This window comes from Pseudomonas baetica (assembly GCF_002813455.1).
Classification (GTDB): domain Bacteria; phylum Pseudomonadota; class Gammaproteobacteria; order Pseudomonadales; family Pseudomonadaceae; genus Aquipseudomonas; species Aquipseudomonas baetica.
In genome coordinates this window covers 2,517,819-2,538,950 of the sequence record NZ_PHHE01000001.1, presented here as the reverse complement: position 1 = coordinate 2,538,950, position 21,132 = coordinate 2,517,819, and the positions used below count along the sequence as shown (strand labels likewise).

Here is a 21,132-nt window from a genome sequence, read left to right as displayed (position 1 = left end):
CTGACTAACCAGTCAGGACTCGCTGTATCGCTGGTGATTCAGCGCTGTGCTATCGTTGCGGCATCATTTCGTTAAGATCCAAGAGAATCCCTGCATGAAGGTGACTGTCTGGGCGACGGAGCGCGTGTTTCGCTGCAAGCACGCAGTGCTTGTCGCTCTGCTCTGGTTGTTGACAGGCGTAGCCGTCGCGCAATCCCAAGCGCCGGTGGGCATGGCCGAGCAACGGGCAAAATCTGTTACCCAAGTCGTTCTTGGCATCCTCAGTTACGCACGCTGGCCGGTGGAACCTGCGCAACTGCGCCTGTGTATCGTCGGCCCGACCGAATACACCGATGACCTGGTCAAAGGCACCACTCAAGCGACCGGCCGGCCAGTGGCCGTGCGCCGACTGCTGGCCGATAACCCGGCCATCATCAGCGAGTGCGATGCGGTGTACATCGGCAAACTCACGGCTGATGAACGCAGTCGGCTGTTCGCCTCATTGACCGGTCACCCGGTGCTGAGCATCAGCGAAGGTGGCGATCAATGCACCGTCGGCAGTCTGTTCTGCCTGCGAGTGGGTGACGAGCAGGTGTCCTTCGAAGTCAATCTTGACTCCGTCGCCCGCAGTGGCGTGCGCATTCATCCAAGCGTGCTGCAGTTATCGCGTCGCAAAGCGGCGGTGCCATGAGTTTGTTCAATTCCAAAATTCGCCCCACGCTGGGCTCGGTCATCGGTCGCGGGCATTTGATTGTGGCGCTGGTGGCCGTGGCGATGGCCAGTGTCTCGTTGACCTTGCTGGGCGTTCTGGCGCTGCGGGTTTACGCCGATCACAACCTGCAACTGATTGCCCGCTCGATCAGCTACACCGTGGAAGCGGCGGTGGTGTTTAACGACAAGCCTGCTGCCACTGAAGCCTTGGCGCTGATTGCTTCCACCGAGGAGGTGGCGCAGGCTCAGGTGCTCGATGCGCAGGGCCAGTTGCTTGCACGTTGGCAGCGGTCGGAGAACGGCTTGTTCTCCGAGCTGGAAATGCAGATTACCCGCGCCCTTCTGGAGAAACCGATCAGCCTGCCGATCTTGCATCAAGATCGCGAAGTCGGCCGCGTCCTGCTCACCGGCCACGGCGGCAGCCTGATGCGTTTTCTGCTCAGCGGTCTGGTGGGAATTATTCTCTGTACGCGATCAGTGCCTGGGTTGCACTCTATCTGGCGCGTCGACAGTTGCGCGGCATTACCGGCCCGCTGCGCAGTCTCGCTGCCGTGGCCCACGCCGCTCGCAGCGAACGCGCGCTGGATCGACGCGTGCCACCCGCGCAGATCGCCGAACTCGACAACCTCGGCAACGACTTCAATGCCTTGCTCGACGAGTTGGAGTCTTGGCAAACCCATCTGCAAAACGAAAACGAAACGCTGGCCCACCAAGCCAGTCACGACAGTCTGACCGGTCTGCCGAACCGCGCTTTTTTCGAGGGTCGACTGATCCGTGCCCTGCGCAACGCCAGCAAACTCCATGAGCGCGTAGCGGTGTTGTTTCTCGACAGCGACCGCTTCAAAGGCATCAACGATCGCTTTGGGCATGCGGCCGGTGACGCGGTGCTGGTGGCCGTTGCCAATCGCATACGCGCACAGTTGCGCGAAGAGGATCTGGTCGCGCGGCTGGGCGGCGACGAATTCGCCGTACTGCTCACGCCCCTGCACAAGATCGAAGACGCCGAACGCATTGCCGACAAGATCCTCGCCAGCATGGACATGCCCATCGCGCTGCCGGGTGACACCAGCGTTGTGACCTCGCTCAGTATCGGCATCGCGGTTTACCCCGATCATGGCGCTACACCGGGAGCCTTGCTCGATGCCGCCGATGCGGCGATGTATCAAGCCAAGCGCCTGTCGCGTGGCGCCCAATTCACGGCTGGGTCGGAGCACCCGGTCGAACCCGTTCAAACCAGGAGCTGATTCCCGTGTTCACACTGCCCATTCGATTTTTTTCCGTCGTGCTGTTGATGGTCACGCTGACCCTTGCCGGTTGCCAGACCGCCCCGCAAAAAGGTCTGACCCCGGCGCAAGTCGCCGTGCTCAAACAGCAAGGCTTTGAGCCGACCGACGAAGGCTGGGAATTTGGCCTGTCTGGCAAAGTACTGTTTGGCAGCGATGTCGAGAGCCTGAACAACCAAAGCACCGAGATCGTCGAGCGTATCGGTAAGGCGTTGCTGGGTGTCGGCATCGAGCGCGTGCGCGTCGATGGCCACACCGATGCCTCAGGCAAGGAAAGTTACAACCAGCAACTCTCGCTGCGCCGCGCCGAGAGTGTCGCCAAAGTGCTGGGCACGGTTGGCATGAACCAAGAGAACATTCAGCTGCGAGGCTTGGGCAGCAGCGAACCTGTGGCGTCCAACGACACCGCTGCGGGCCGAACGGAAAACCGCCGGGTGTCGATTGTGGTCAGCGCCGACTAATCGGCGAACTGCATTTCACGGGTCTGCCCCATCAACAGACCCTGATTGCGCTCGATTACCTCGCGGACACACAATTTGAGATTATTACCGCGTGCAGGATGACAGTCCTTTGGTGTGGGCGGGTCTTGATTACAGCACTACATCTTTGTCTTTCAACGCGATTTCTATCACCTGCTCTGGGGATAGTTGCTGTGGATAATCTGCTTCATCGAAGTATTCGTCTGGCCAGAAGATCAGATCGGATATGCGTTCATTGGGTATGTTGATTGCCAACATGCTCAACCAGAACTCGACTTCATGGTCAGCGCCAACACCCTCCATGACCCTTCGAGCCAACTCAACCAACTCTTGCTTGGTTACATCCGTCAGGCGCCGCTCATAGGGTGTTGCTAAGACTTTTCGAACCCATGTGTCGTGAGATTGCCCACCATAGATTCCCTGAAAGTCGATGAACTCAAGTGCGGTCATTGCTTCCCGGTTGAATGCTGCCACCTGACTCTGGGTTTGTTCTTCGTGCCCGCAATCAATTTCTTCTGCAAGCATCGTCAATCGAGCAACCAAGGGTTCATCCAGCATCGGTGGCATTAAGTCAGGGCGAAGCTTCATAGTTTTCTCCTTGAGCAATCCGCTAGCCTTTGGACACGGGTAGTAACATATTGCGAATTTTCTCGCTTTCTTTCAGCACGAACTCAAAGCCGATACCTGCACCTTTCAGCAGGTCAGTGACTCGGTCTACAAAGGTTTCGCCTTGTGCTGGCAGCTCATACAAACCGTTAACTCGGATGATTGGTAGCTTGTCTTTCGCTGGCGGGTAGCTTTCCAGCAGCTCTCCGCTCTCAATGAAAGCAACGTAGCTGTTGACCTTTTCTTGAAGCAGTAGCAGGTGTTCGCTTTGTTGCGCTTTATCACCCCACTCAAGGTGGTCAGTGATTACCAAAATTACGTTTTCAGGCTCCCACTCGGGCACCGCAATAATATCGACGACTTTCGTTTCTACGATGGACATGTCTGCTCCCTCAGAAAGGTGAATCAGGTCGAGGAATTACGACTCTGGCAAATCCACGGTAATACCGGGTTACTGGTACAATTCCCGCCGCTCGCTCACACCTTCAGTTTTATCTCCATGCAGGATGACAGTCCTTTGGTGTGGGCGAGCTTCATCTGTATTCTGATTGCTGGCTGTGATGTGCTCTGTCGCTACGCAACAACTCCAATAAACATATCAAGGTTGTCGGGCAGAGATTCCTCGACGACATCGGCGATCTGGCTAACCTGTTCACGGGTTAGTGGTAACTCCCCATCGGCCTCAGCTTCAAGGCTCTTCCAACCAAGAATATCCATTACTCTTTGTTCAAACTCTGGCGCCACGTCCAGTTCGTACTTCAACGAGCTATCTTCAAAGCTGTCAGGCAAAAATCCTGTGATGCATAAGTACATAACTATCTCTCAATCTATTTAGGAGTGGTTCTTCCCGGTTTTGCGGGCTTGGTTTGCTCGCCTGTCTCTGGGTTGTACTCCCCCAAATGCTTGCCTTGTTTATCATACATTTCAACAGCCCCGTGTTGACTGTCCCACTCGTAAATCCGCCCTTTAGAGTCTTTCCAGCGGGTACGTTTTTTACCACCACCTTGAACGCTGCTTTTTGATTTATCCCTCGCAGCATCAGGAAATGCCGTCAGTCCTTTAGGCGCCGGGTGATAGCTATGATCACCTGATACGCTCAGCGAAATGTAAATCGGCTGAATATCGGCGTTAGGAAATGTGATGATTGCATCTTGGTAGTCTGGTGGATGCACCGGATTGACCAATATCTTATTGGCCTGTTCGGTCGGCGGATAAACCCACACTGGTGGCAATTGCGGAGCACCTTCCAGTGCAGGAATGCCCAGTACGCCATCAGGGTTTGCCGCTGGCGTCCAAGTGAGCCCAATCCCGTTGCCGATGTCAGCAACATATGTCTCACCGACTTTATCGCCCTTGATGACAGGGACATTCTCCCAATCCGTTTTACCGCCCGTGTAGAAGCCGTAGGCGTTAACGGAGCCATCCGGCAAAGTCTTCACGTTGACGCGTACACGGGTGCGGCCAGTTTCAAGCGTTGCGTATTGATCGTTCTTGTAGAAGGCGCTATCAGGTGAAATGCTGGTGTTCGGGATCAGCATCCCAACAGTACCTGTTACAAAACCAGCAGCAACAACGCCTGATCCTTTCAGCTGGCCCAGTGATAGCGACCCGCCAAGACGTTTAGCAATTGCACTGCCAGTAGCAGACCCGCCCACCAGTTGGAGTGGGGTGCCTTGGGCGGTAATCGCTGCCCCGGTTCCAAGCACAGCCCACAGTCCGTAGTCGGCCAGTTTCTCAACAGGCACAAACCCGGATTGGTTCTTGTGGTCGATCACACCATCAGGGAGGTTGCAGCTCTTGGCAAACACACAGCCCATTGTGTCGGGCTTGTCTTCTGGTTTTGGTGATAGGTCTTTGTATTCTGCCCAACGCTGGGCATGGATATCGACAGGCTCAACACCGCTGTAGCGGTAGCCCTTTGGCGGGTTGGGTACATAGCCAGACATGCCGCTTCCTTTCGTCCTTGGGGAGTTCCAACCTGTAGCTGGGCAGCATCGACGTTAGCGGGAAGCTCATGCAATGGCTGTAGGACAAATCCCAAAAGCCGTACTGAAAGTTCCCTGTGTTCCATGTCAATTGCTGGAGGTGCGGAGGATAAATGGTTGGGGACGGACTTTGAATGGTGGCAGTTTGTCGTAGCGCTTTCATCGCAATCTTCGACAATGCAGCCGCCATGACAGCGTTAAATTCGAACAATCAAGATATTGGCTTCGATGCGCTTTCAAAGTTACAAGTCGTGTACCAATCCCTGTTACAAAACGGTTGAAAAGGGCGTGCTGACCTCGCTACGATCCGGCCACCTGATTCCTTGAAGATCATCAGTCAGCAAACTGCATCTCACGGGTCTGCCCCATCAACAGACCCTGATTGCGCTCGGTCACCTCGCGGATGTAATCCCACAACAGGGTAATCCGCTTCAACTTGCGCAGATCCTCCCGGCAGTACATCCAGAACTGCCGGGTGATGTCGATGTCCTCCGGCAACACCGGCAGCAGGCGCGGGTCTTGTGCGGCGAGGAAGCACGGCAGAATCGCCAGTGAGCGCCCTTGCTGCGCCGCGACGAATTGCGCGATGACGCTGGTGCTGCGCAAATGCGCGTTGGCGCCAGGCAGCACGTTCGCCAGGTACAGCAGCTCCGAGCTGAACGCCAGGTCATCCACATAGCTGATGAATTGATGCTTGCTCAAATCCGCCGGGCGGCGGATCGGTGGGTGTTTGTCGAGGTAGTCCTGGGTTGCGTACAGCTGCAAGCGGTAGTCGCAGAGTTTGCAGCACACGTATGGCCCGTGCTCCGGGCGCTCCAGAGCGATGACGATATCGGCCTCGCGCTTGGACAGGCTGATGAAGTGCGGCAGCGGCAGGATGTCCACCGAGATTGCCGGGTAGGCGTCGACGAAATGGCTCAATTGCGGCGTGATGAAAAAGCTGCCGAACCCTTCGGTGCAGCCCATGCGCACATGGCCCGATAACGCCACGCCGGAGCCTGACACCTGTTCGCACGCCATGTGCAACGTGCTTTCAATCGACTCGGCATAACCCAGCAAGCGCTGGCCTTCGGTGGTCAAGACGAAGCCGCTGGTGCGTGACTTCTCGAACAGCAATGTGCCCAGCGCCGCTTCCAGCGAACTGATGCGCCGCGACACCGTGGTGTAGTCGACCGCGAGCCGTTTGGCGGCGGTGCTGGCCTTGCGGGTGCGGGCGACTTCAAGGAAAAACTTGAGGTCGTCCCAGTTCAGCGAACCGAGAGAGGTGATGTTTTTTTGCATGATGGACGGGCTTATATGTGCGTTCTTATTAGAAGTTTGCACATCTATACTCCAAAAACAGTCCGACAACCAATTCGTGACACACGCCTCATCTCAAGGCGAACCTTTCGCCTTGGCTCCTACGATAAAAACAAATTTCGGAGACCAGCATGAACGCATCGCTTACGCCCAACGAAACCACGGTCCAGAAGGTCAAGCTGCTGATCAACGGCGAGTGGGTCGAGTCGCAGACCACCGAGTGGCACGACATCGTCAATCCGGCGACCCAGCAAGTGCTGGCCAAAGTCCCATTCGCCACCGCCGCTGAAGTCGATGCCGCCGTCAGCGCCGCGCAGCGCGCCTTTCAGACCTGGAAACTGACCCCGATCGGCGCGCGCATGCGCATCATGCTCAAGCTGCAAGCGCTGATCCGCGAGCATTCCAAACGCATCGCCGTGGTGCTGAGCGCTGAGCAGGGCAAAACCATTGCCGACGCCGAGGGCGACATTTTCCGTGGCCTGGAAGTGGTCGAGCACGCCTGCTCCATCGGCAGCCTGCAAATGGGCGAGTTCGCCGAGAATGTCGCCGGCGGCGTTGACACCTATACCCTGCGCCAGCCGATCGGTGTGTGCGCCGGCATCACCCCGTTCAACTTCCCGGCGATGATTCCGCTGTGGATGTTCCCGATGGCCATCGCCTGCGGCAACACTTTTGTATTGAAGCCTTCCGAACAGGATCCGCTGTCGACCCTGCTTCTGGTGGAACTGGCCATCGAGGCGGGCGTTCCGGCAGGCGTGCTCAACGTGGTGCATGGCGGTAAAGATGTGGTTGATGGCCTGTGCACGCACGAGGACATCAAGGCGATTTCGTTCGTCGGTTCGACCGCTGTCGGCACCCACGTTTATGACTTGGCCGGCAAGCATGGCAAACGCGTGCAATCGATGATGGGTGCGAAGAACCACGCCGTGGTGCTGGCGGACGCCAATCGCGAGCAAGCGCTGAATGCGCTGGTTGGCGCCGGTTTTGGTGCGGCCGGGCAACGTTGCATGGCCACTTCGGTGGTGGTGCTGGTGGGCGCGGCGAAACAATGGCTGCCTGACCTGAAAGCGCTGGCGCAGAAACTCAAGGTCAACGCCGGCAGCGAGCCGGGCACCGATGTCGGCCCGGTGATCTCGAAGAAAGCCAAGGCACGGATTCTCGATCTGATCGAAAGCGGCATCAAGGAAGGCGCCAAGCTTGAGCTGGACGGTCGCGACATCAGCGTGCCGGGTTACGAGCAAGGCAACTTCGTCGGCCCGACCCTGTTCTCCGGGGTGACCACCGACATGCAGATCTACACCCAGGAAATCTTTGGCCCGGTGCTGGTGGTGCTGGAAGTCGACACCCTTGATCAAGCCATCGCCCTGGTCAACGCCAACCCGTTCGGCAACGGCACCGGCCTGTTCACCCAGAGCGGCGCGGCTGCGCGTAAATTCCAGACGGAAATCGACGTCGGTCAGGTCGGTATCAACATCCCGATTCCAGTGCCGGTGCCGTTCTTCAGCTTCACCGGTTCGCGCGGTTCGAAACTCGGCGACCTCGGCCCGTACGGCAAGCAAGTGGTGCAGTTCTACACGCAGACCAAAACGGTCACGGCGCGCTGGTTCGATGACGACAGCGTCAACGACGGCGTGAACACCACTATCAACCTGCGCTGAGGAACTGCCATGAAAATCGCATTTATCGGTCTGGGTAACATGGGCGCGCCGATGGCGCGCAACCTGATCAAGGCCGGCCATTCGCTGAACCTGGTCGACCTGAACAAAACCGTGCTGGCGGAACTGGAACAACTGGGCGGCACTATTCGCGCTTCGGCGCGTGAGGCGGCCGAGGATGCTGAACTGGTGATCACCATGCTGCCGGCCGCCGTGCATGTGCGCAGCGTCTGGCTCGGTGAGGACGGTGTTCTGGCTGGCATTCGCCAAGGTGTGCCAGCGGTGGATTGCAGCACCATTGATCCGCAGACTGCCCGTGACGTAGCGGCCGCTGCGGCCAAACAAGGCGTGGCCATGGCCGATGCACCAGTGTCCGGTGGCACTGGTGGTGCGACCGCTGGCACGCTGACCTTTATGGTCGGCGCCACCCCGCAACTGTTCGCCACCCTGCAACCGGTGCTGGCGCAGATGGGCCGTAACATCGTGCATTGCGGCGAAGTCGGCACCGGGCAGATCGCCAAGATCTGCAACAACTTGCTGCTGGCGATTTCGATGGTTGGCGTCAGTGAAGCGATGGCGCTGGGCGATGCACTGGGGATTGATACCTCGGTGCTGGCCGGCATCATCAACAGCTCGACCGGTCGCTGCTGGAGTTCGGAGATGTATAACCCGTGGCCGGGCATCGTCGAAACGGCGCCGGCCTCGCGTGGTTATACCGGTGGTTTCGGGGCGGAGTTGATGCTCAAGGATCTGGGGCTGGCCACGGAAGCGGCGCGGCAGGCGCACCAACCGGTGGTGCTCGGCGCGGTGGCGCAACAGTTGTATCAGGCGATGAGCCTGCGCGGGGACGGCGGGAAAGACTTCTCGGCGATCATCAACAGCTATCGCAAGCCTGCAATTGAAGGGCAGCGCTGAACAAACTGTGGGAGCGAGCCTGCTCGCGATGACGGCGGTCGCTTCAACAAGGAAGTGACTGACCGTCCGCTTTCGCGAGCAGGCTCGCTCCCACAAGGGCATTGCGTGTATCTGATATTGTTTGCCGGGAAATCACGTCGGGTGATTTCCCGGCTTTTTTGCATCAGGCAAACACGAAATATTTGCGCACGGTCTCGACCACTTCCCACGTGCCTTTCATCCCCGGTTCAACCACGAAAATGTCACCGGCGCGCAGGTGAATCGGCGCCATGCCGTCCGGGGTGATCACGCAGTAGCCTTCCTGGAAATGGCAGTACTCCCACTTCACATAATCGACGCGCCACTTGCCCGGTGTGCAGATCCACGTGCCCATGATCTTGCTGCCGTCTTCGCTGGTGTAGGCGTTGAGGTTGACGGTGTGCGGGTCGCCTTCGAGTTTTTCCCATTTGCAGGCATCGAGTACCGGCAGCGGATGGGTGTCGCGCAGAACGGTGATAGGGGCAGTCATGTGTCGGCTCCAGACAAGGCGATCAAACGGAAGCTGCACCCTATAGCGCCGAGCCTTGGCCCAGATGTCTGTGCTCGACATTTAGATATCCATAAACGCTGCCAGCGTTTTTCGGATGGAGGCGTAAACCTTCCAGCAAAATCAATTAACGGCAGTACTGATCTACAACAAAGGTTATGAAGTTATAACTATTTTACTTGTCTGGTTTTTGCTTTTAGTACGTCGGTTCCGTTGCGTCCTTAGTTGCTTTCGATAGTCAGCCTTGCCGATAGCGCGGGCGCCCCACCATACCCCGTCTTTGTTAAGTAAATAAGTCGTTCGCCGCACCAAGGAGGTGCGGTGTCTGTGGGGTTTTGCAGACTTTTTTCGAGTTGTAAAAAAACCTTGAATAGTTCGTTGACTCTCCCCTTAAGGGCAGAGTTTAGATTCCCGCCGCGTGAGAAGTTGCTGTGGGAAAAGTTACTTTTCATAAGTCGAATTCATGAAGTAGTCACGACATATAGGGAGATAGAAATGAACAATCCATTGGACTTGGAACATGTCGTTGCCAGCACTCGCGAAATCCTCGCACAGCTGTTGGTGATGGATGCGAATGACATCGAAGAAAACAGCAGCATTGTCGAAGACCTCGGTGCCGACTCGCTGGACATCGTTGACCTGAGCTTCCAGCTGGGCCGCCAATATGGCTGCACACTGCCGAAAACCAGCGTGCTTGATCATGCGTTGACGGTTTGCGGTGATGCCAGCGAGTTTCTCGCCAACGGTCGTATTACCGAAAGCGGCAAGCGCCTGCTTGAGCAAAGCCTGAGCGCCTACACCCCGGATCAACTGAAGGCGGGCATGCAACCGGCTCAGGTGTTCGCCGCGACCACCGTGCGTAACTGGGCCAACCAGTGCCGCGATCTCTTCAACTACCTGCCGGCGACCTGCCCGGATTGCAATGCTCACCAGGCGGTGCTGAACGAGCGCCAACAAGTGGTCTGTGGCGCGTGCAGTGCGCGCCTGGTGCCGGCGGATGGCGATGAAGTGTCCCGTCAATTGGTTGAGCAGTTTGTTACCACTCACGCCAAAGAAGCGGTGTAGGAGTTCTCATGCGGGCACGAGAAGTCTATGTGAGCGGGTTCGGTCTGGTGGCGCCCATGGCGCTGGACGCTGCCACGTTGTTCGAGCGGATTTGCCGGAAGCAATCCTGTGTCCGCGAACATCCTCGATTCAAGGCGCTGGGATTCAACAACAGCGCAGCCGGATTTATCGACGATACGCAGTGGCAGCGGATCGAGGCCGGTTTCGGCGGCAACGCGGCGCTGCACCCACGGCAAAGTGTGCTGGCCGAGTACGTTGCCCGGCAGGCGCTGGAGCACGCCGGCTTGACGCCGGCAGACTTTGCTCACAGTCGCAGCGGTCTGTTTCTGGGCGCCAACAAGTACTGTGCCGACAGCCACGATCTGCAGCGGATCAGCCGTTGCATGGATGAGGCCGGACGCGTCGACCTCGATCGTCTGCTGGACAGTCCGGCACCGTCCAGCGCGACTTTCACCCGGCGGGTCGATCAACAGACACAACACCTGGCCGATTGGCTCGGCATCCGCGATCACATCTCGACCCATTCCGATGCCTGTGCCGCCGGCACCATGGCCATCGGCAGCGCTTACCGGGCGATCGAGCGCGGAGAGATCGATCTGGCTATCTGCGGCGCCGTCGAACTGATGGCCAACGAACTGCCTTATTACATGTTCAACAGCCTTGGCGCGCTCTGTCAGGCCGACTTGCCGGCGAGCGAACAAAGCCGCCCGTTCATGCCGGACCGTAGCGGTTTTGTCCTCAGCGAAGGCTCGGCGATGGTCATTCTCGAATCCGCTGAACACGCACAACGGCGCAAGGCTGCGCTACTGGGCCGGGTGTTGGGTTACGCGAATGTCTGCGAGGCGCAGAAAATGACCTCCAGCAGCCGCGATGGCAGTAAATACGAGGAATGCATGGAAGCAGCAATCGAAGATGCCGGGCTGTTGCGCAGCGCCGTGCAACACGTCAACACCCACGGTACCTCCACGCAGGCCAATGACAGTTGTGAAGCGTTGGCGCTGCAGCGTCTGTTCGACGGCTGCCAGGATTTCATGACCTTCACCGCCAACAAGTCCGCCATCGGCCATTCGCTGGCGGGCAGTGGCGCGATCGAAGCAGTGCTGTCGCTGATGAGCCTGCGTGACGGTGTGCTGTTGCCGACCCTGAATTACGACCCCGAGCGTGCCGAATACCCTTCGCTGAAGTTCTTGAGCGAGCCGGTGCGACAGCCGATCAGCGTGGTGATGTCCAACTCGTTCGGCTTCGGCGGCATCAACAGCTCGCTGGTTTTGGGGAGGGCATGACATGAACCGAGCCATCTACCTGAATGCCGCTGCGGTGCTGAATGTGGCGGGCAGTGATTGCGCTGACTTGCTCGGCACGCCCTGCGCGGCGCAACCGCTGGCCTTTGACGCACAGCGTCAGGCATTTGCATTGCCGACGCCGCGACTGGCCAGTGACCTGTTTGATCGCAAGATCCAGCGCAGCGTCGAACCGCAGGGCTTGCGCCTGTTGCATTGCGCCGCACGGCTGGCGCCGGCACTGGCGGCGCTGCAATTGCCTGCGTCACGCATTGCCCTGACAGCGGCCATTCCCGAAGTCGATGCGCCGAGTCCTTGCTGGGATGCGGTGCAGGCGATCATCGAACAGCCCCACAAACAACTCAGCCAATTGTTGGCCAACACGCCGCCCCTGCATGCGCTGACCCTGCTCAACAGCAGCGTGATGGCGTATGTGGCTGAAGCGCTCGAATGCCATGGGCCAATGGGCGGATTTTGTTCCCAGGACAATGCCGGGCTGGATGCGCTGATCGAGGCCTGCCAGCAGATCGGCGAGCGGCATGCCGACGCCGCGTTGGTGGTCAGCAGCAGTCCGAACCTGACCCCTGCCCTGTACCTGCGCGAGCCCGATCAGGCGAGAGAACCGATTTTCGGTGAGGGCGCCGCCGCGCTGCTGCTGGCGTCGACACCCCCGCCGGGTGCGGCACACGCCGTGCGCATTGCCGGGTTTGCCCGTGGTTACAGCACCGATCCACAGCGGTCTGTGGCGGTGGGTCGGCGCGTGATCGACCAGGTCCTGAGTGTCGAGAAACTGCGGGTCGGCGACGTCGAGCATATCGTCGGCAATTGCGCTGACGGGCAAGTGATGAAGTTGCTCGAAGCTTTCCCGCGCGAGATTCGCAGCACTCGCGCCATGACCGGTGAACTGGGCGCCAGCGCCTTGCTGACAGAGGTCGCACTGACCTTGCACCTCAGCCGTGAAGTCGCGGCGACGCCGGGCTACACGTTGCTTGTCAGCCACACTCGCGCCGGTCACTGGGGCGCATTGCTGTTGGCCAGTGAAACCATGGAGAAGCACGCATGAGTGCGACACGGATTGTGATCACCGGCATGGGCGCCGTCACCGGTTTCGGTTTCGAATGGCAGACCCTCTGGGAAAAAATGCTCGGCGCCGAACATTGCGTACGGCCATGGCAGCCGGACGACCTGCAAGAGGCCTCGTTCGCGGTGCGTTATGCAGCGCCTGTCGACATGCGCCTGTTGCCGGAAAAACTGCAAAGCCATCCGGCCTGGACGATGCCGCTGGAAAAGCGCAGTCGCTTTGGCTGGGTGGCTGCCACGCAGGCAGTCGGTGACAGCGGCTTGCAGCCAGAACAGTTGCGGGGCGCGGCGGTGCTGTGTGCCTCGGGAGCACCGCAGCACATGCTCGCCGACATGCTGCTGAGCGAAGCCCCGAATGGCGGCACCCCGAGCTGGTCGTACCTGATGTCGCGGGCCGGGCAAGTGAATGCCGATGGCTCGCTGCGTCAGAGCAACGACCGTCTGGCGCGGGTAATCGCCGACGACCTGGGTTGTGAAGGGCCGGTGATCAACATCAGCAGTGCCTGTGCCGGCGCTTCACAAGCCATCGGCAATGCCTTTCAGATGATTCGTCGCGGAGAAGTCAGCGTTGCGCTGGCGGGTGGCGCCGACTCGGTGCTCAACCTCGACACCATGGCCGCGTTGTATTTACTCGGTGCCGCGTCGAGCGAGCAGCGCTGGGGCGCGGATCTGTGCCGTCCGTTCGATCGTGACCGCAGCGGTCTGATTGCCGGCGAGGGTGGTGGTTTCGTCGTGCTGGAAAGCCTCGAACATGCCTTGGCCCGTGGCGCCACGCCGTATGCCGAAGTGTTGGGTTTCGGCAGCAGTCTGGACGCTTACAAAGTCACCGCACCGCAACCGGAAGGACGTGGCGCGGCACTGGCGATGCAGGCCGCGCTGGATGACGCCGGTTTGCGCGCGCAGCAGATTGATCTGATCAACGCCCACGGCACCTCGACCCCACTCAATGACGTCGCCGAAACCCTGGCGATCAAAAGTGTGTTCGCCGAGCACAAGCATTATCGAACCCTGGCCGTCAGCGCCAACAAATCACAGTTCGGTCACCTGATCGCCGCGGCTGGCGCACCGGAATGCATCGTCACCGCGTTGGCCTGCCTCAACGATCTGGTCACACCCACGGTGAACCTGCATGACGCTGACGAACAGTGCGATCTGGATTACTGCGCCGGTCAAGCCGTCAGCCGCCGAGTGGATTACGCGTTGAGCAATTCCTTCGGTTTCGGTGGCCTCAATACCTCGCTGGCCCTTGGCAAATATCGGGAGCATGGACAATGACTGACGCCACTGTACGTGTAGCGATCGCCGGCAGCGGTTGTGTGTTGCCCACCGGCTGGGGCGTTGAGGGCTTCTGGTCGGCGGCCCGCGAAGGACGTAGCGCGATCTCGCCTCTGAACTCGTCGTTGTTCCACAGCGAGCGGGTCACTGCATTCGGACACATCGCTGATCGAGACCATCAACGTAGCCGTCAGGACGTTGCGCAAAACCTCCAGCGCTACTGTCCGCCGGCAGTGATCTGGGGCGTCAGTGCCGTGCGCCAGGCGTTGGCCGAGGCCGGGCTTGAACCGGGCCGCGACAACGTGCGTTTTGGTCTCTATTGCTGCCAGGGCGGTTACACCCATCCCTCGCTCGCGTCCTACGGCGAACTGTTGCACGAGTGTCAGACCGAGAGCGGTGCCGACATGCAGCGTCTGGCCAAACGCGTGTTGCAGGAGCGCGCGCTCGATCCGTTTCTGGTCCTCAAAAGCCTGAGCAACGGTTTGCTCGGCGTCGTCAGTCTGGCCTTGAAGCTTGAGTGCGAATGCAACGCCTACATGCAAGGCGTGGCCGGCAACCTGGCGGCGCTGCGCGAAGCCTGCGCGGCGTTGCAGAGCGGTCGGATCGATGCGGCCATTGTGGTGGGCGCGGGCAGTGAACTGGATCCGTTGGCGCTCGCCGCACTGGCCGAGGCGGGGGTGATCAGTACCGAAGGAACGCCAAGCCTGCGTGCCTTTGATCGCCAGGGCCGTGGTGGTATTGCCGGCGAAGGCGCGGCAGCGTTGGTACTGCGCCGCGCCGATGATCTGCCGGCAGGCCCGCAAACCTGCCTGACGGCGCTCTTCGCCCATCCGCGTCTGGACTCGCTGAACCTGCCCGACAAACAGGTGGATCTGCTGATCAGCAGCGCCACTGGCGATCCGCACAAGGATGCCGATCTGGCCCGCACGCTGGCGCGAACCGGCGCTGCGCACATCACCAGCAGCACGCCGCTGACCGGCATTCTAAGTGGTGCACCGAGCCTGGTTGATCTGATCTTTGCCCGGCAGGTCTTGCAGGCGCAAAGCATCCCGCCGGTCAGTGGTCTGCAGCAACCGCTGGATGCGCACCTGCCGTTTGTGCTCGGCGGTCCGCGCGATGCCGTGCTCCACGATTGCCTGGTGATCAACCGCGACGACAACGGTTTCAGCGCCGGTTACCAACTCGAATTTCACGCGGCCGACTGACCGTCGGCACGCAACGAAACGCATCTGATTTTTTACTTAAGGGATAGAACTGTCATGGATTACCGCGATTACGTACGGCCGAAATTCGTAGAATTGATGCAGGCCCTGGGCCTCGAATGCCAGTTCCACAGAGCGCTGGGCAGCAAACTGTTTTACCGCGACCGCCAGGGCGAAGAGGTGACTGTCACTGACTTCCTCGGCGGTTACGGCGCCGCGCTGTATGGCCACAACGATCCGCAATTTGTCGATCAACTCGTCGACCTGCTGCGTGCCGATGTGCCGTTCAACGCGCAGATGTCGGTGCGCGGTGCGGCGGGGCAGTTGGGGCGTGAACTCAGTGAAGCGTTCAATCGTGAACTGAACAACAGCGAACGCTACATCTCGACCTTCTCCAACAGTGGCGCCGAGTCGGTGGAAATCGCCGTCAAGCACGCCGAATACCGTCGTCAGAAAAACCTGCAGAAGCAATTCGACGAGCGTGATTTCGCCCTCGCCAATCTGGTTGCCAGCGACAAGGCTTACGTCGAACTGGACATCGACGATCTCGATTTGCCCGCCGGTCTGCTACCGCAGAATCTGTCCTGCGTCACCGTGCGCCAAGTGGCCGAAGCGGTGCGTCAGCACAACCTGGCGCAACTGCATGTCGAGCCGGTGTTCCTCGCTGTGCGCGGCAGCTTTCACGGCAAACTGGTGAACACCGTTCAACTGACGTACGGCAAGCAGTACCGCAAGCCGTTCGCCCGTTTCGGCCTCAACGTCGAGTTCATCGACCCGCAGCAACCCCAGCAATTGCAAGAGCTGCCGGCCCGTCATATTCGTCACTGGCTGAGCCTGGAATGGAGCGGCGAAACCCTGCAGGTCCGCCGCGAAGCATTCAGCGCGATCACGGCGGTATTGCTGGAGCCGATTCAGGGCGAGGGCGGCATCAACGAGTTCGCCAATGAGTTCTATCTGGGCCTGCGGCGTCTGTGCAACGAGCAGCAATGCCCGCTGATCATCGATGAAGTGCAATCCGGTTTCGGCCGCACCGGCACCTTGCTCGGCGCCAGCCATTTCAACTTGCAGGGTGATTATTACTGCCTGTCGAAAGCCTTGGGCGGTGGCCTGATGAAGATTGCCGCGACGGTGATTCGCGCCAGCCACTACGAAAACGATTTCAGCTACATCCACAGTTCGACCTTTGCCGAAGATGACGCGTCCTGCCATATCGCCCTGTCGGCCCTGCGCCGTCTGTTCGAGAACGATAGCGCGATGCTCAAGGACGTGAACAAGAAGGGCGAATACCTCAAGTCTTCGCTGCTGGAACTCAAAGCGGCCTATCCGGACGTGATCGCCGACGTGCGCGGGCGTGGCTTGTTGCTGGGCTTCGAACTGCACGATCTGACCGGCACCAGCTCACTGGTTCAGGCATCGGCGCAGTACAACGATGCGCTGGGCTACATCATCGCCGGCTACCTGCTGCAATTCGAATCCCTGCGCGTGGCGCCGTCGGGCAGCAACGCCAATGTGATCCGTCTGGAACCGCCGGTGTGCATCACCTTCGAAGAAATCGACGGCTTGATCGGTTCTTTGCAGAAAGTCTGCGACATGCTGCGCCGCCGCGATGCTTTCCCGCTGGCCGCCGGTGTGTGTGCCGACAGCATCGCGCAAGTGCCGGCCCGCGAGGTCAGCTTCAAGGAGGATGAAAGCCTCCCAAAGTCTGATGAGAACGTGCGCGTGGTGGCGCGCGTGGCGTTCATCAACCATCTGATTGATTCGGACATGCTCAGTGACGTCGATCCTTCACTGTCGACCCTGAGCGCTGAGCAGAAACGCGAATTCATCAAGCGCATGGCCCCCGAGCGCCGTGCCGCGCCGATCGGCCCGGTGCTGATTCGCTCGAAACTCGGCACCGCCGTGGAGTTCACCCTGTACCCGCTGTGCATGGATTCCGACGCCATGGCGGCGTACATCGCCAGCGGTGATCTGCAAACCATCCGCGAAGAAGTCGGCAATCGCATCAAGGACGCCCGCGCCGATGGCTACACCGTCGCCGGGCTGGGCATGTACACCTCGATCGTCACCAACAACTGCCAGGCCTTGCAGATTCCCGACATGGCGCTGACTTCCGGTAACGCGCTGACCATCGGCATGGGCCTGGAAGCCATCGAACAGGGCTGCAAGCAGCAAGGCCTGGAACTGAGCGAGCAAACCGCTGCGGTGGTCGGTGCCGCCGGCAACATCGCCTCGACCTACGCCTCGCTGCTGTCGACCAGTGTCGAGCACCTGATCCTCATCGGTAGCGGCCGCGACGGTTCCCTGCGTCGTCTGGAAAAAACCGCGCAACAGATTTACGCCGAAGCCGCCCGCGCGATTCTCAAGGGCGTGGCCGAGCACGATCGCCTCGCCCGTCGCCTGCAGAAAATCGACGGCATCGATGCGCTGTTGCAGGCCCATGGCAGCAGTGCCGATCTGGGGCAGCGCGTGGCGAAACTGGTCGAGGAACGCTTGGGCGCGAACGCCTTCATCACCGTCAGTAACGATCTTGATGTGCTGAAACAGGCGCGCATCGTGCTCTGCGCGGCGAACGCACCGCAGCCGTTTCTCTTTGCCGAGCACTTCGCCGAAAACGGCGTGATCTGCGACATCGCCGTGCCGCTGAACGTCGACCAGAACCTCGCCAGTCAGCGCTCCGACGTGCTCTACATGCACGGCGGCATCGTGCAGACGCCGCTGGGCGATGGCCTGGTGAAAAACGTTCGGGCCTATCTCAAGCAAGGTCAGTTGTACGCGTGCATGGCCGAATCGGTGTTGATGGGCCTGTCCGGGATGAAACAGCACTACTCCTATGGCGACATCAGTCGTGAGCAGGTGCAGCAGATTCGTGCACTGGCGGCGACTCACGGCTTCAGCCTCGCGCAGTTCAAAACCGACAACTCGCTCTAAGGAACGGTCATGCCGAATAAAGTAGCAGTGGTGACCGGTGGCAGTCGTGGCATCGGTCGGGCGATTGTCCTGGCCCTGGCCGGGGCGGGTTATCAGATCGCGTTCAGTTACGTGCGCGATGAAGTCGCGGCAATGACCTTGCGCGATGAAGTTCAGGCGTCGGGCATCGATTGCTTGGCATTGCAGTGCGATGTCAGCAGCGGCGACAGCATCAAGGCGTTTTTCGAGCGGGTCGATCAGCATTTTCAGCGTATCGATCTGTTGGTCAACAACGCCGGCATCACCCGCGACGGTCTGCTGGCGACGATGTCGGCGCGCGACCTGGTCGACGTGATCCAGACCAACCTGATTGGCACGATGCTTTGCTGTCAGCAGGTGGTGCCGGGCATGTTGCGCCAGCGCAAAGGTTGCATCGTTAACATCAGTTCGGTGGCGGCGCAGAAGCCTGGCAAAGGGCAGAGCAACTATGCCGCCGCCAAGGGCGGGGTCGAATCGTTGACCCGTGCCTTGGCGGTGGAGCTGGCGCCACGCAATATTCGCGTCAACGCGGTAGCGCCGGGCATCGTCAAGACCGAGATGAGTACGGCGCTGATCGGCAGTCAGGAGGAAGAAATCCAGTCGCGTCTGCTGATCAAGCGCTACGCGGAACCGGAAGAAATTGCCGAAGCGGTGCTGTACCTCGCCGATCGCGGTTTGTACCTGACCGGGGAGGTCCTGTCGGTCAACGGCGGGTTGAAAATGCCATGAGCCGGACCATTCTGATCACCGGTGCGGCCAAAGGCATCGGCCGCGCGGTTGCCGAGAACTTTGCCGCCGACGCCGACAATCGCCTGATCCTGCTGGATCTCGATCTGGCCGAACTGCAACGCTGGGTCGACGAGCAACAGAAGCAGATCAAGGCGCGGGTCGAAACCCATGCAGCAAACATTGCCGACCTGCCGGCCATGGAGGCGTTGTTCAAGAAACTCGGTTCGCAAGTCGAATACGTTGATGTGCTGGTCAACAGTGCCGGCATCTGCAACGAGAACGAGCCGGAGGATCTGCACAACTGGCACAAGGTGATTTCGGTCAACCTCAACGGCACGTTCTACGTGACCTCGTTGTGCCTGGCGCTGATGCCCGACCGTGGGCGAATCATCAACATGTCGTCGATCCTCGGCCGTGCCGGCAAGGTGCGCAACACCGCGTACTGCGCCTCCAAACACGGCATCGTCGGCATGACCAAGGCGCTGGCGCTGGATCTCGCTTCGCGGCAGATCACCGTCAATGCGATTCTGCCGGCGTGGATCGATACGCCGATGTTGCAGGGTGAACTGGCGACGCAAGCGGCGATTGCCGGTTTGACCCAGGAACAGATCGTTCGCAACGCGAAGAAGAAACTGCCGATGCGCCGTTTCATCCAGAGCGAAGAAGTGGCGGCGATGGTGCGTTACCTGGCCAGCCCCGAGGCTGGCGGGGTGACCGCGCAGAGTCTGGTGATCGATGGCGGTGTCGGGTTGGGAATGTAGCGATGCCTCGATTTCACAACAGTCACATCGTGTATGCGGTGTGGGCGTGCATGGCTGCGCCCACCGCGATGGCCGAATTGACCATCGATGATCTGAAGCCCGATTACGCCGACGGTGAAGTCGGCGTGGCCACGGCTTTGCGCCTGCACGGCGACGATCAGGTCACGCAAAAAGCCGTGTATTTCAAGGCCAATCTGGAAGACAACTGGGAGGGCGGTTACTACAAGGCCAAGGGCCGCGTGCGTTATGACGCGCGCTACGACGGCAACAATCCGTACAGCGAACGGGCGCGGGACAAGTACCGTTTCGACGCCGATTGGCGGCACCTCTACGTTGGCCATTCGCTGGGTGACGGCGAAGTGACGGTGGGCTGGCAGCAAGTGGTCTGGGGCCGTGCGGATGAATTGCGCGTGCTCGATCAGATCAACCCGCTGGACTATCGCGATGGCCTGACGCCGCTGCTCGAAGACAGTCGCATCGCCGTGCCCATGGTGCGTTTTGCACAACCGGTGGGCGAGTGGGAACTGGAGGCGCTGTGGATCACTGACTTCTTGAAAAACCGGGCGCCGGTGGAGGGCAGTGAATTTGCCGCGCCGCTGTTTGCCACGCCGGATCCGCAGTATTTCCTGCTCGACTCCAAGCCCGGTTATGACGGCGACAAGGGCTATTCCTATGGCCTGAGCGCCAATGGCCGGATCGGCGCGGTGGACACCAGTTTTGTAGCCTTGAGCGCCCGTCAGCAAGATCCTGTGTACGCGGTCGAAGGCCTCGCCGACGACGGTCGCACGCGGCTGGAACGGCAGTTTCCCCGTTACACCATGGGCGGTGCCGGGCTGGCGATCGACGCCGGGCACAGCATCGTGGTGCGCAGCGAGGTCGCGTATTTCGACAACTGGCGCGTGACCAATCCGACGCGAGCCTACGGTGCCGACAGCACGCCCATGGTCAAGTCGCTGCTGGGTGTCGACTACCTGCTGCGCGACTGGCTGATCTCCGCGCAATGGCAGGAACAAGTGCTGCTCGACTGGCAGGACGGCATGTTGCAGGACAAGTATGAGCCGCTGTTCACCCTGTCGGCCGAGGGCACCCATTGGCAGGACCGTCTCAAGAGTCGTCTGGTGGTCGGTGGCTCACCGCCGTTTCAGGACGACGCCTTGCTGCAAGGCATCTTCACCTACAAGCCGGTCGACTACATCAAGCTCGGCCTGGAAGTCGACGTGTTTTTCGGCAAGCCCGAGAAGACTTTTGGCGAGTACAGCAAGCGCGATCAAGTGCGGCTGTCGGCCGGTTATCTGTTCTGACCCATCACGCCTGCCGCTCTCGTGCGCAGGTGCATTCATCCAACGAAAAGGAAGT

The 21,132-nt window shown here is 59.8% G+C and carries 19 protein-coding genes and 1 pseudogene; 14 read left to right on the top strand and 6 right to left on the bottom strand.

Features of this window, described 5'->3' with window-relative positions; translation table 11 throughout:
• Positions 1–94 precede the first annotated feature (94 nt).
• From yfiR to yfiB, 3 genes and pseudogenes are all read left to right on the top strand, one after another.
• The gene (yfiR, locus tag ATI02_RS11605; RefSeq protein ID WP_100846335.1) at positions 95–670 is read left to right on the top strand and encodes a regulatory sequestration protein YfiR; all 576 of its coding nucleotides are present in this window, start codon (positions 95–97) and stop codon (positions 668–670) included.
• Positions 667–1,934 (top strand): annotated as a pseudogene (dgcN, locus tag ATI02_RS11600) (diguanylate cyclase DgcN/YfiN). Before yfiR ends, dgcN begins: the two are co-directional and overlap by 4 nt.
• A gap of 5 nt (positions 1,935–1,939) precedes the next feature.
• The gene (gene yfiB, locus ATI02_RS11595; protein ID WP_100846334.1) at positions 1,940–2,434 is read left to right on the top strand and encodes an outer membrane lipoprotein YfiB; all 495 of its coding nucleotides are present in this window, start codon (positions 1,940–1,942) and stop codon (positions 2,432–2,434) included.
• A 129-nt stretch (positions 2,435–2,563) separates the two neighbouring features.
• On the opposite strand, the gene ATI02_RS11590 is transcribed toward yfiB, so the two are convergent.
• From ATI02_RS11590 to ATI02_RS11570, 5 genes are all read right to left on the bottom strand, one after another.
• Positions 2,564–3,040, bottom strand: a complete 477-nt coding sequence (locus tag ATI02_RS11590; RefSeq protein ID WP_100846333.1) for a bacteriocin immunity protein — start codon at positions 3,038–3,040, stop codon at positions 2,564–2,566.
• A gap of 22 nt (positions 3,041–3,062) precedes the next feature.
• Complete coding sequence (locus ATI02_RS11585; RefSeq protein WP_100846332.1) at positions 3,063–3,440, bottom strand: DUF6572 domain-containing protein; 378 nt, start codon at positions 3,438–3,440, stop codon at positions 3,063–3,065.
• Between the two features lie 191 nt (positions 3,441–3,631).
• Positions 3,632–3,871 (bottom strand): pyocin S6 family toxin immunity protein, encoded by a 240-nt coding sequence (locus ATI02_RS11580; RefSeq protein WP_100846331.1) that lies wholly within the window; start codon positions 3,869–3,871, stop codon positions 3,632–3,634.
• 14 nt (positions 3,872–3,885) lie between these two features.
• Positions 3,886–5,004 (bottom strand): colicin E3/pyocin S6 family cytotoxin, encoded by a 1,119-nt coding sequence (locus ATI02_RS11575; RefSeq protein ID WP_100846330.1) that lies wholly within the window; start codon positions 5,002–5,004, stop codon positions 3,886–3,888.
• Between the two features lie 372 nt (positions 5,005–5,376).
• Entirely contained in the window at positions 5,377–6,324 is a 948-nt protein-coding gene (locus tag ATI02_RS11570) for a LysR family transcriptional regulator (protein WP_100846329.1), read from the bottom strand.
• A 149-nt stretch (positions 6,325–6,473) separates the two neighbouring features.
• Here ATI02_RS11570 and ATI02_RS11565 point away from each other — a divergent pair, with 149 nt between their 5' ends.
• Together ATI02_RS11565 and mmsB are read left to right on the top strand one after the other, a co-directional pair.
• The gene (locus tag ATI02_RS11565) at positions 6,474–8,000 is read left to right on the top strand and encodes a CoA-acylating methylmalonate-semialdehyde dehydrogenase (protein WP_100846328.1); all 1,527 of its coding nucleotides are present in this window, start codon (positions 6,474–6,476) and stop codon (positions 7,998–8,000) included.
• 9 nt (positions 8,001–8,009) lie between these two features.
• On the top strand, positions 8,010–8,912 hold the full coding sequence (gene mmsB / locus ATI02_RS11560) for a 3-hydroxyisobutyrate dehydrogenase (RefSeq protein WP_100846327.1): 903 nt from the start codon (positions 8,010–8,012) through the stop codon (positions 8,910–8,912).
• Positions 8,913–9,075: 163 nt separating this feature from the next.
• On the opposite strand, the gene ATI02_RS11555 is transcribed toward mmsB, so the two are convergent.
• A complete protein-coding gene (locus tag ATI02_RS11555) occupies positions 9,076–9,420 on the bottom strand; it encodes a cupin domain-containing protein (protein WP_003177747.1) in 345 nt (114 codons plus the stop codon).
• 513 nt (positions 9,421–9,933) lie between these two features.
• Here ATI02_RS11555 and ATI02_RS11550 point away from each other — a divergent pair.
• From ATI02_RS11550 to ATI02_RS11510, 9 genes are read left to right on the top strand one after another with little or no spacing between them, the layout of a single operon-like run.
• On the top strand, positions 9,934–10,503 hold the full coding sequence (locus tag ATI02_RS11550; RefSeq protein ID WP_100846326.1) for an acyl carrier protein: 570 nt from the start codon (positions 9,934–9,936) through the stop codon (positions 10,501–10,503).
• Between the two features lie 8 nt (positions 10,504–10,511).
• Positions 10,512–11,786: a beta-ketoacyl-[acyl-carrier-protein] synthase family protein gene (locus tag ATI02_RS11545; protein ID WP_100846325.1), complete on the top strand. Its 1,275-nt coding sequence runs from the start codon at positions 10,512–10,514 to the stop codon at positions 11,784–11,786.
• A gap of 1 nt (position 11,787) precedes the next feature.
• Positions 11,788–12,846 (top strand): beta-ketoacyl-[acyl-carrier-protein] synthase family protein, encoded by a 1,059-nt coding sequence (locus ATI02_RS11540; protein ID WP_100846324.1) that lies wholly within the window; start codon positions 11,788–11,790, stop codon positions 12,844–12,846.
• Positions 12,843–14,138, top strand: coding sequence for a beta-ketoacyl-[acyl-carrier-protein] synthase family protein (locus ATI02_RS11535; RefSeq protein WP_100846323.1), 1,296 nt, complete (start codon positions 12,843–12,845; stop codon positions 14,136–14,138). The genes ATI02_RS11540 and ATI02_RS11535 overlap by 4 nt, the downstream gene beginning before the upstream one ends.
• Positions 14,135–15,343, top strand: coding sequence for a beta-ketoacyl synthase N-terminal-like domain-containing protein (locus ATI02_RS11530; RefSeq protein ID WP_100846322.1), 1,209 nt, complete (start codon positions 14,135–14,137; stop codon positions 15,341–15,343). Before ATI02_RS11535 ends, ATI02_RS11530 begins: the two co-directional genes overlap by 4 nt.
• Positions 15,344–15,397: 54 nt before the next feature.
• A complete protein-coding gene (locus ATI02_RS11525) occupies positions 15,398–18,268 on the top strand; it encodes an aminotransferase class III-fold pyridoxal phosphate-dependent enzyme (protein WP_100846321.1) in 2,871 nt (956 codons plus the stop codon).
• 9 nt (positions 18,269–18,277) lie between these two features.
• On the top strand, positions 18,278–19,015 hold the full coding sequence (locus ATI02_RS11520) for a 3-oxoacyl-ACP reductase family protein (RefSeq protein ID WP_100846320.1): 738 nt from the start codon (positions 18,278–18,280) through the stop codon (positions 19,013–19,015).
• Complete coding sequence (locus tag ATI02_RS11515; RefSeq protein ID WP_100846319.1) at positions 19,012–19,776, top strand: SDR family NAD(P)-dependent oxidoreductase; 765 nt, start codon at positions 19,012–19,014, stop codon at positions 19,774–19,776. The genes ATI02_RS11520 and ATI02_RS11515 overlap by 4 nt, the downstream gene beginning before the upstream one ends.
• A 2-nt stretch (positions 19,777–19,778) precedes the next feature.
• Positions 19,779–21,077 carry a DUF1302 family protein gene (locus ATI02_RS11510; protein ID WP_100846318.1) on the top strand — a complete coding sequence of 433 codons (1,299 nt, stop codon included), beginning with the start codon at positions 19,779–19,781 and terminating at the stop codon, positions 21,075–21,077.
• Positions 21,078–21,132 lie beyond the last annotated feature (55 nt).

What these genes read in the sequence shown, in the direction of transcription:
- ATI02_RS11570 (WP_100846329.1), bottom strand. Translation starts at nt 6,324, where the DNA reads ATGCAAAAAAACATCACCTCTCTCGGTTCGCTGAACTGGGACGACCTC.
- ATI02_RS11565 (WP_100846328.1), top strand. Translation starts at nt 6,474, where the DNA reads ATGAACGCATCGCTTACGCCCAACGAAACCACGGTCCAGAAGGTCAAG.
- mmsB (WP_100846327.1), top strand. Translation starts at nt 8,010, where the DNA reads ATGAAAATCGCATTTATCGGTCTGGGTAACATGGGCGCGCCGATGGCG.
- ATI02_RS11545 (WP_100846325.1), top strand. Translation starts at nt 10,512, where the DNA reads ATGCGGGCACGAGAAGTCTATGTGAGCGGGTTCGGTCTGGTGGCGCCC.
- ATI02_RS11585 (WP_100846332.1), bottom strand. Translation starts at nt 3,440, where the DNA reads ATGTCCATCGTAGAAACGAAAGTCGTCGATATTATTGCGGTGCCCGAG.
- yfiR (WP_100846335.1), top strand. Translation starts at nt 95, where the DNA reads ATGAAGGTGACTGTCTGGGCGACGGAGCGCGTGTTTCGCTGCAAGCAC.
- ATI02_RS11580 (WP_100846331.1), bottom strand. Translation starts at nt 3,871, where the DNA reads ATGTACTTATGCATCACAGGATTTTTGCCTGACAGCTTTGAAGATAGC.
- ATI02_RS11540 (WP_100846324.1), top strand. Translation starts at nt 11,788, where the DNA reads ATGAACCGAGCCATCTACCTGAATGCCGCTGCGGTGCTGAATGTGGCG.
- ATI02_RS11515 (WP_100846319.1), top strand. Translation starts at nt 19,012, where the DNA reads ATGAGCCGGACCATTCTGATCACCGGTGCGGCCAAAGGCATCGGCCGC.
- ATI02_RS11520 (WP_100846320.1), top strand. Translation starts at nt 18,278, where the DNA reads ATGCCGAATAAAGTAGCAGTGGTGACCGGTGGCAGTCGTGGCATCGGT.
- ATI02_RS11575 (WP_100846330.1), bottom strand. Translation starts at nt 5,004, where the DNA reads ATGTCTGGCTATGTACCCAACCCGCCAAAGGGCTACCGCTACAGCGGT.
- ATI02_RS11555 (WP_003177747.1), bottom strand. Translation starts at nt 9,420, where the DNA reads ATGACTGCCCCTATCACCGTTCTGCGCGACACCCATCCGCTGCCGGTA.
- ATI02_RS11590 (WP_100846333.1), bottom strand. Translation starts at nt 3,040, where the DNA reads ATGAAGCTTCGCCCTGACTTAATGCCACCGATGCTGGATGAACCCTTG.
- ATI02_RS11535 (WP_100846323.1), top strand. Translation starts at nt 12,843, where the DNA reads ATGAGTGCGACACGGATTGTGATCACCGGCATGGGCGCCGTCACCGGT.
- ATI02_RS11530 (WP_100846322.1), top strand. Translation starts at nt 14,135, where the DNA reads ATGACTGACGCCACTGTACGTGTAGCGATCGCCGGCAGCGGTTGTGTG.
- ATI02_RS11550 (WP_100846326.1), top strand. Translation starts at nt 9,934, where the DNA reads ATGAACAATCCATTGGACTTGGAACATGTCGTTGCCAGCACTCGCGAA.
- ATI02_RS11525 (WP_100846321.1), top strand. Translation starts at nt 15,398, where the DNA reads ATGGATTACCGCGATTACGTACGGCCGAAATTCGTAGAATTGATGCAG.
- ATI02_RS11510 (WP_100846318.1), top strand. Translation starts at nt 19,779, where the DNA reads ATGCCTCGATTTCACAACAGTCACATCGTGTATGCGGTGTGGGCGTGC.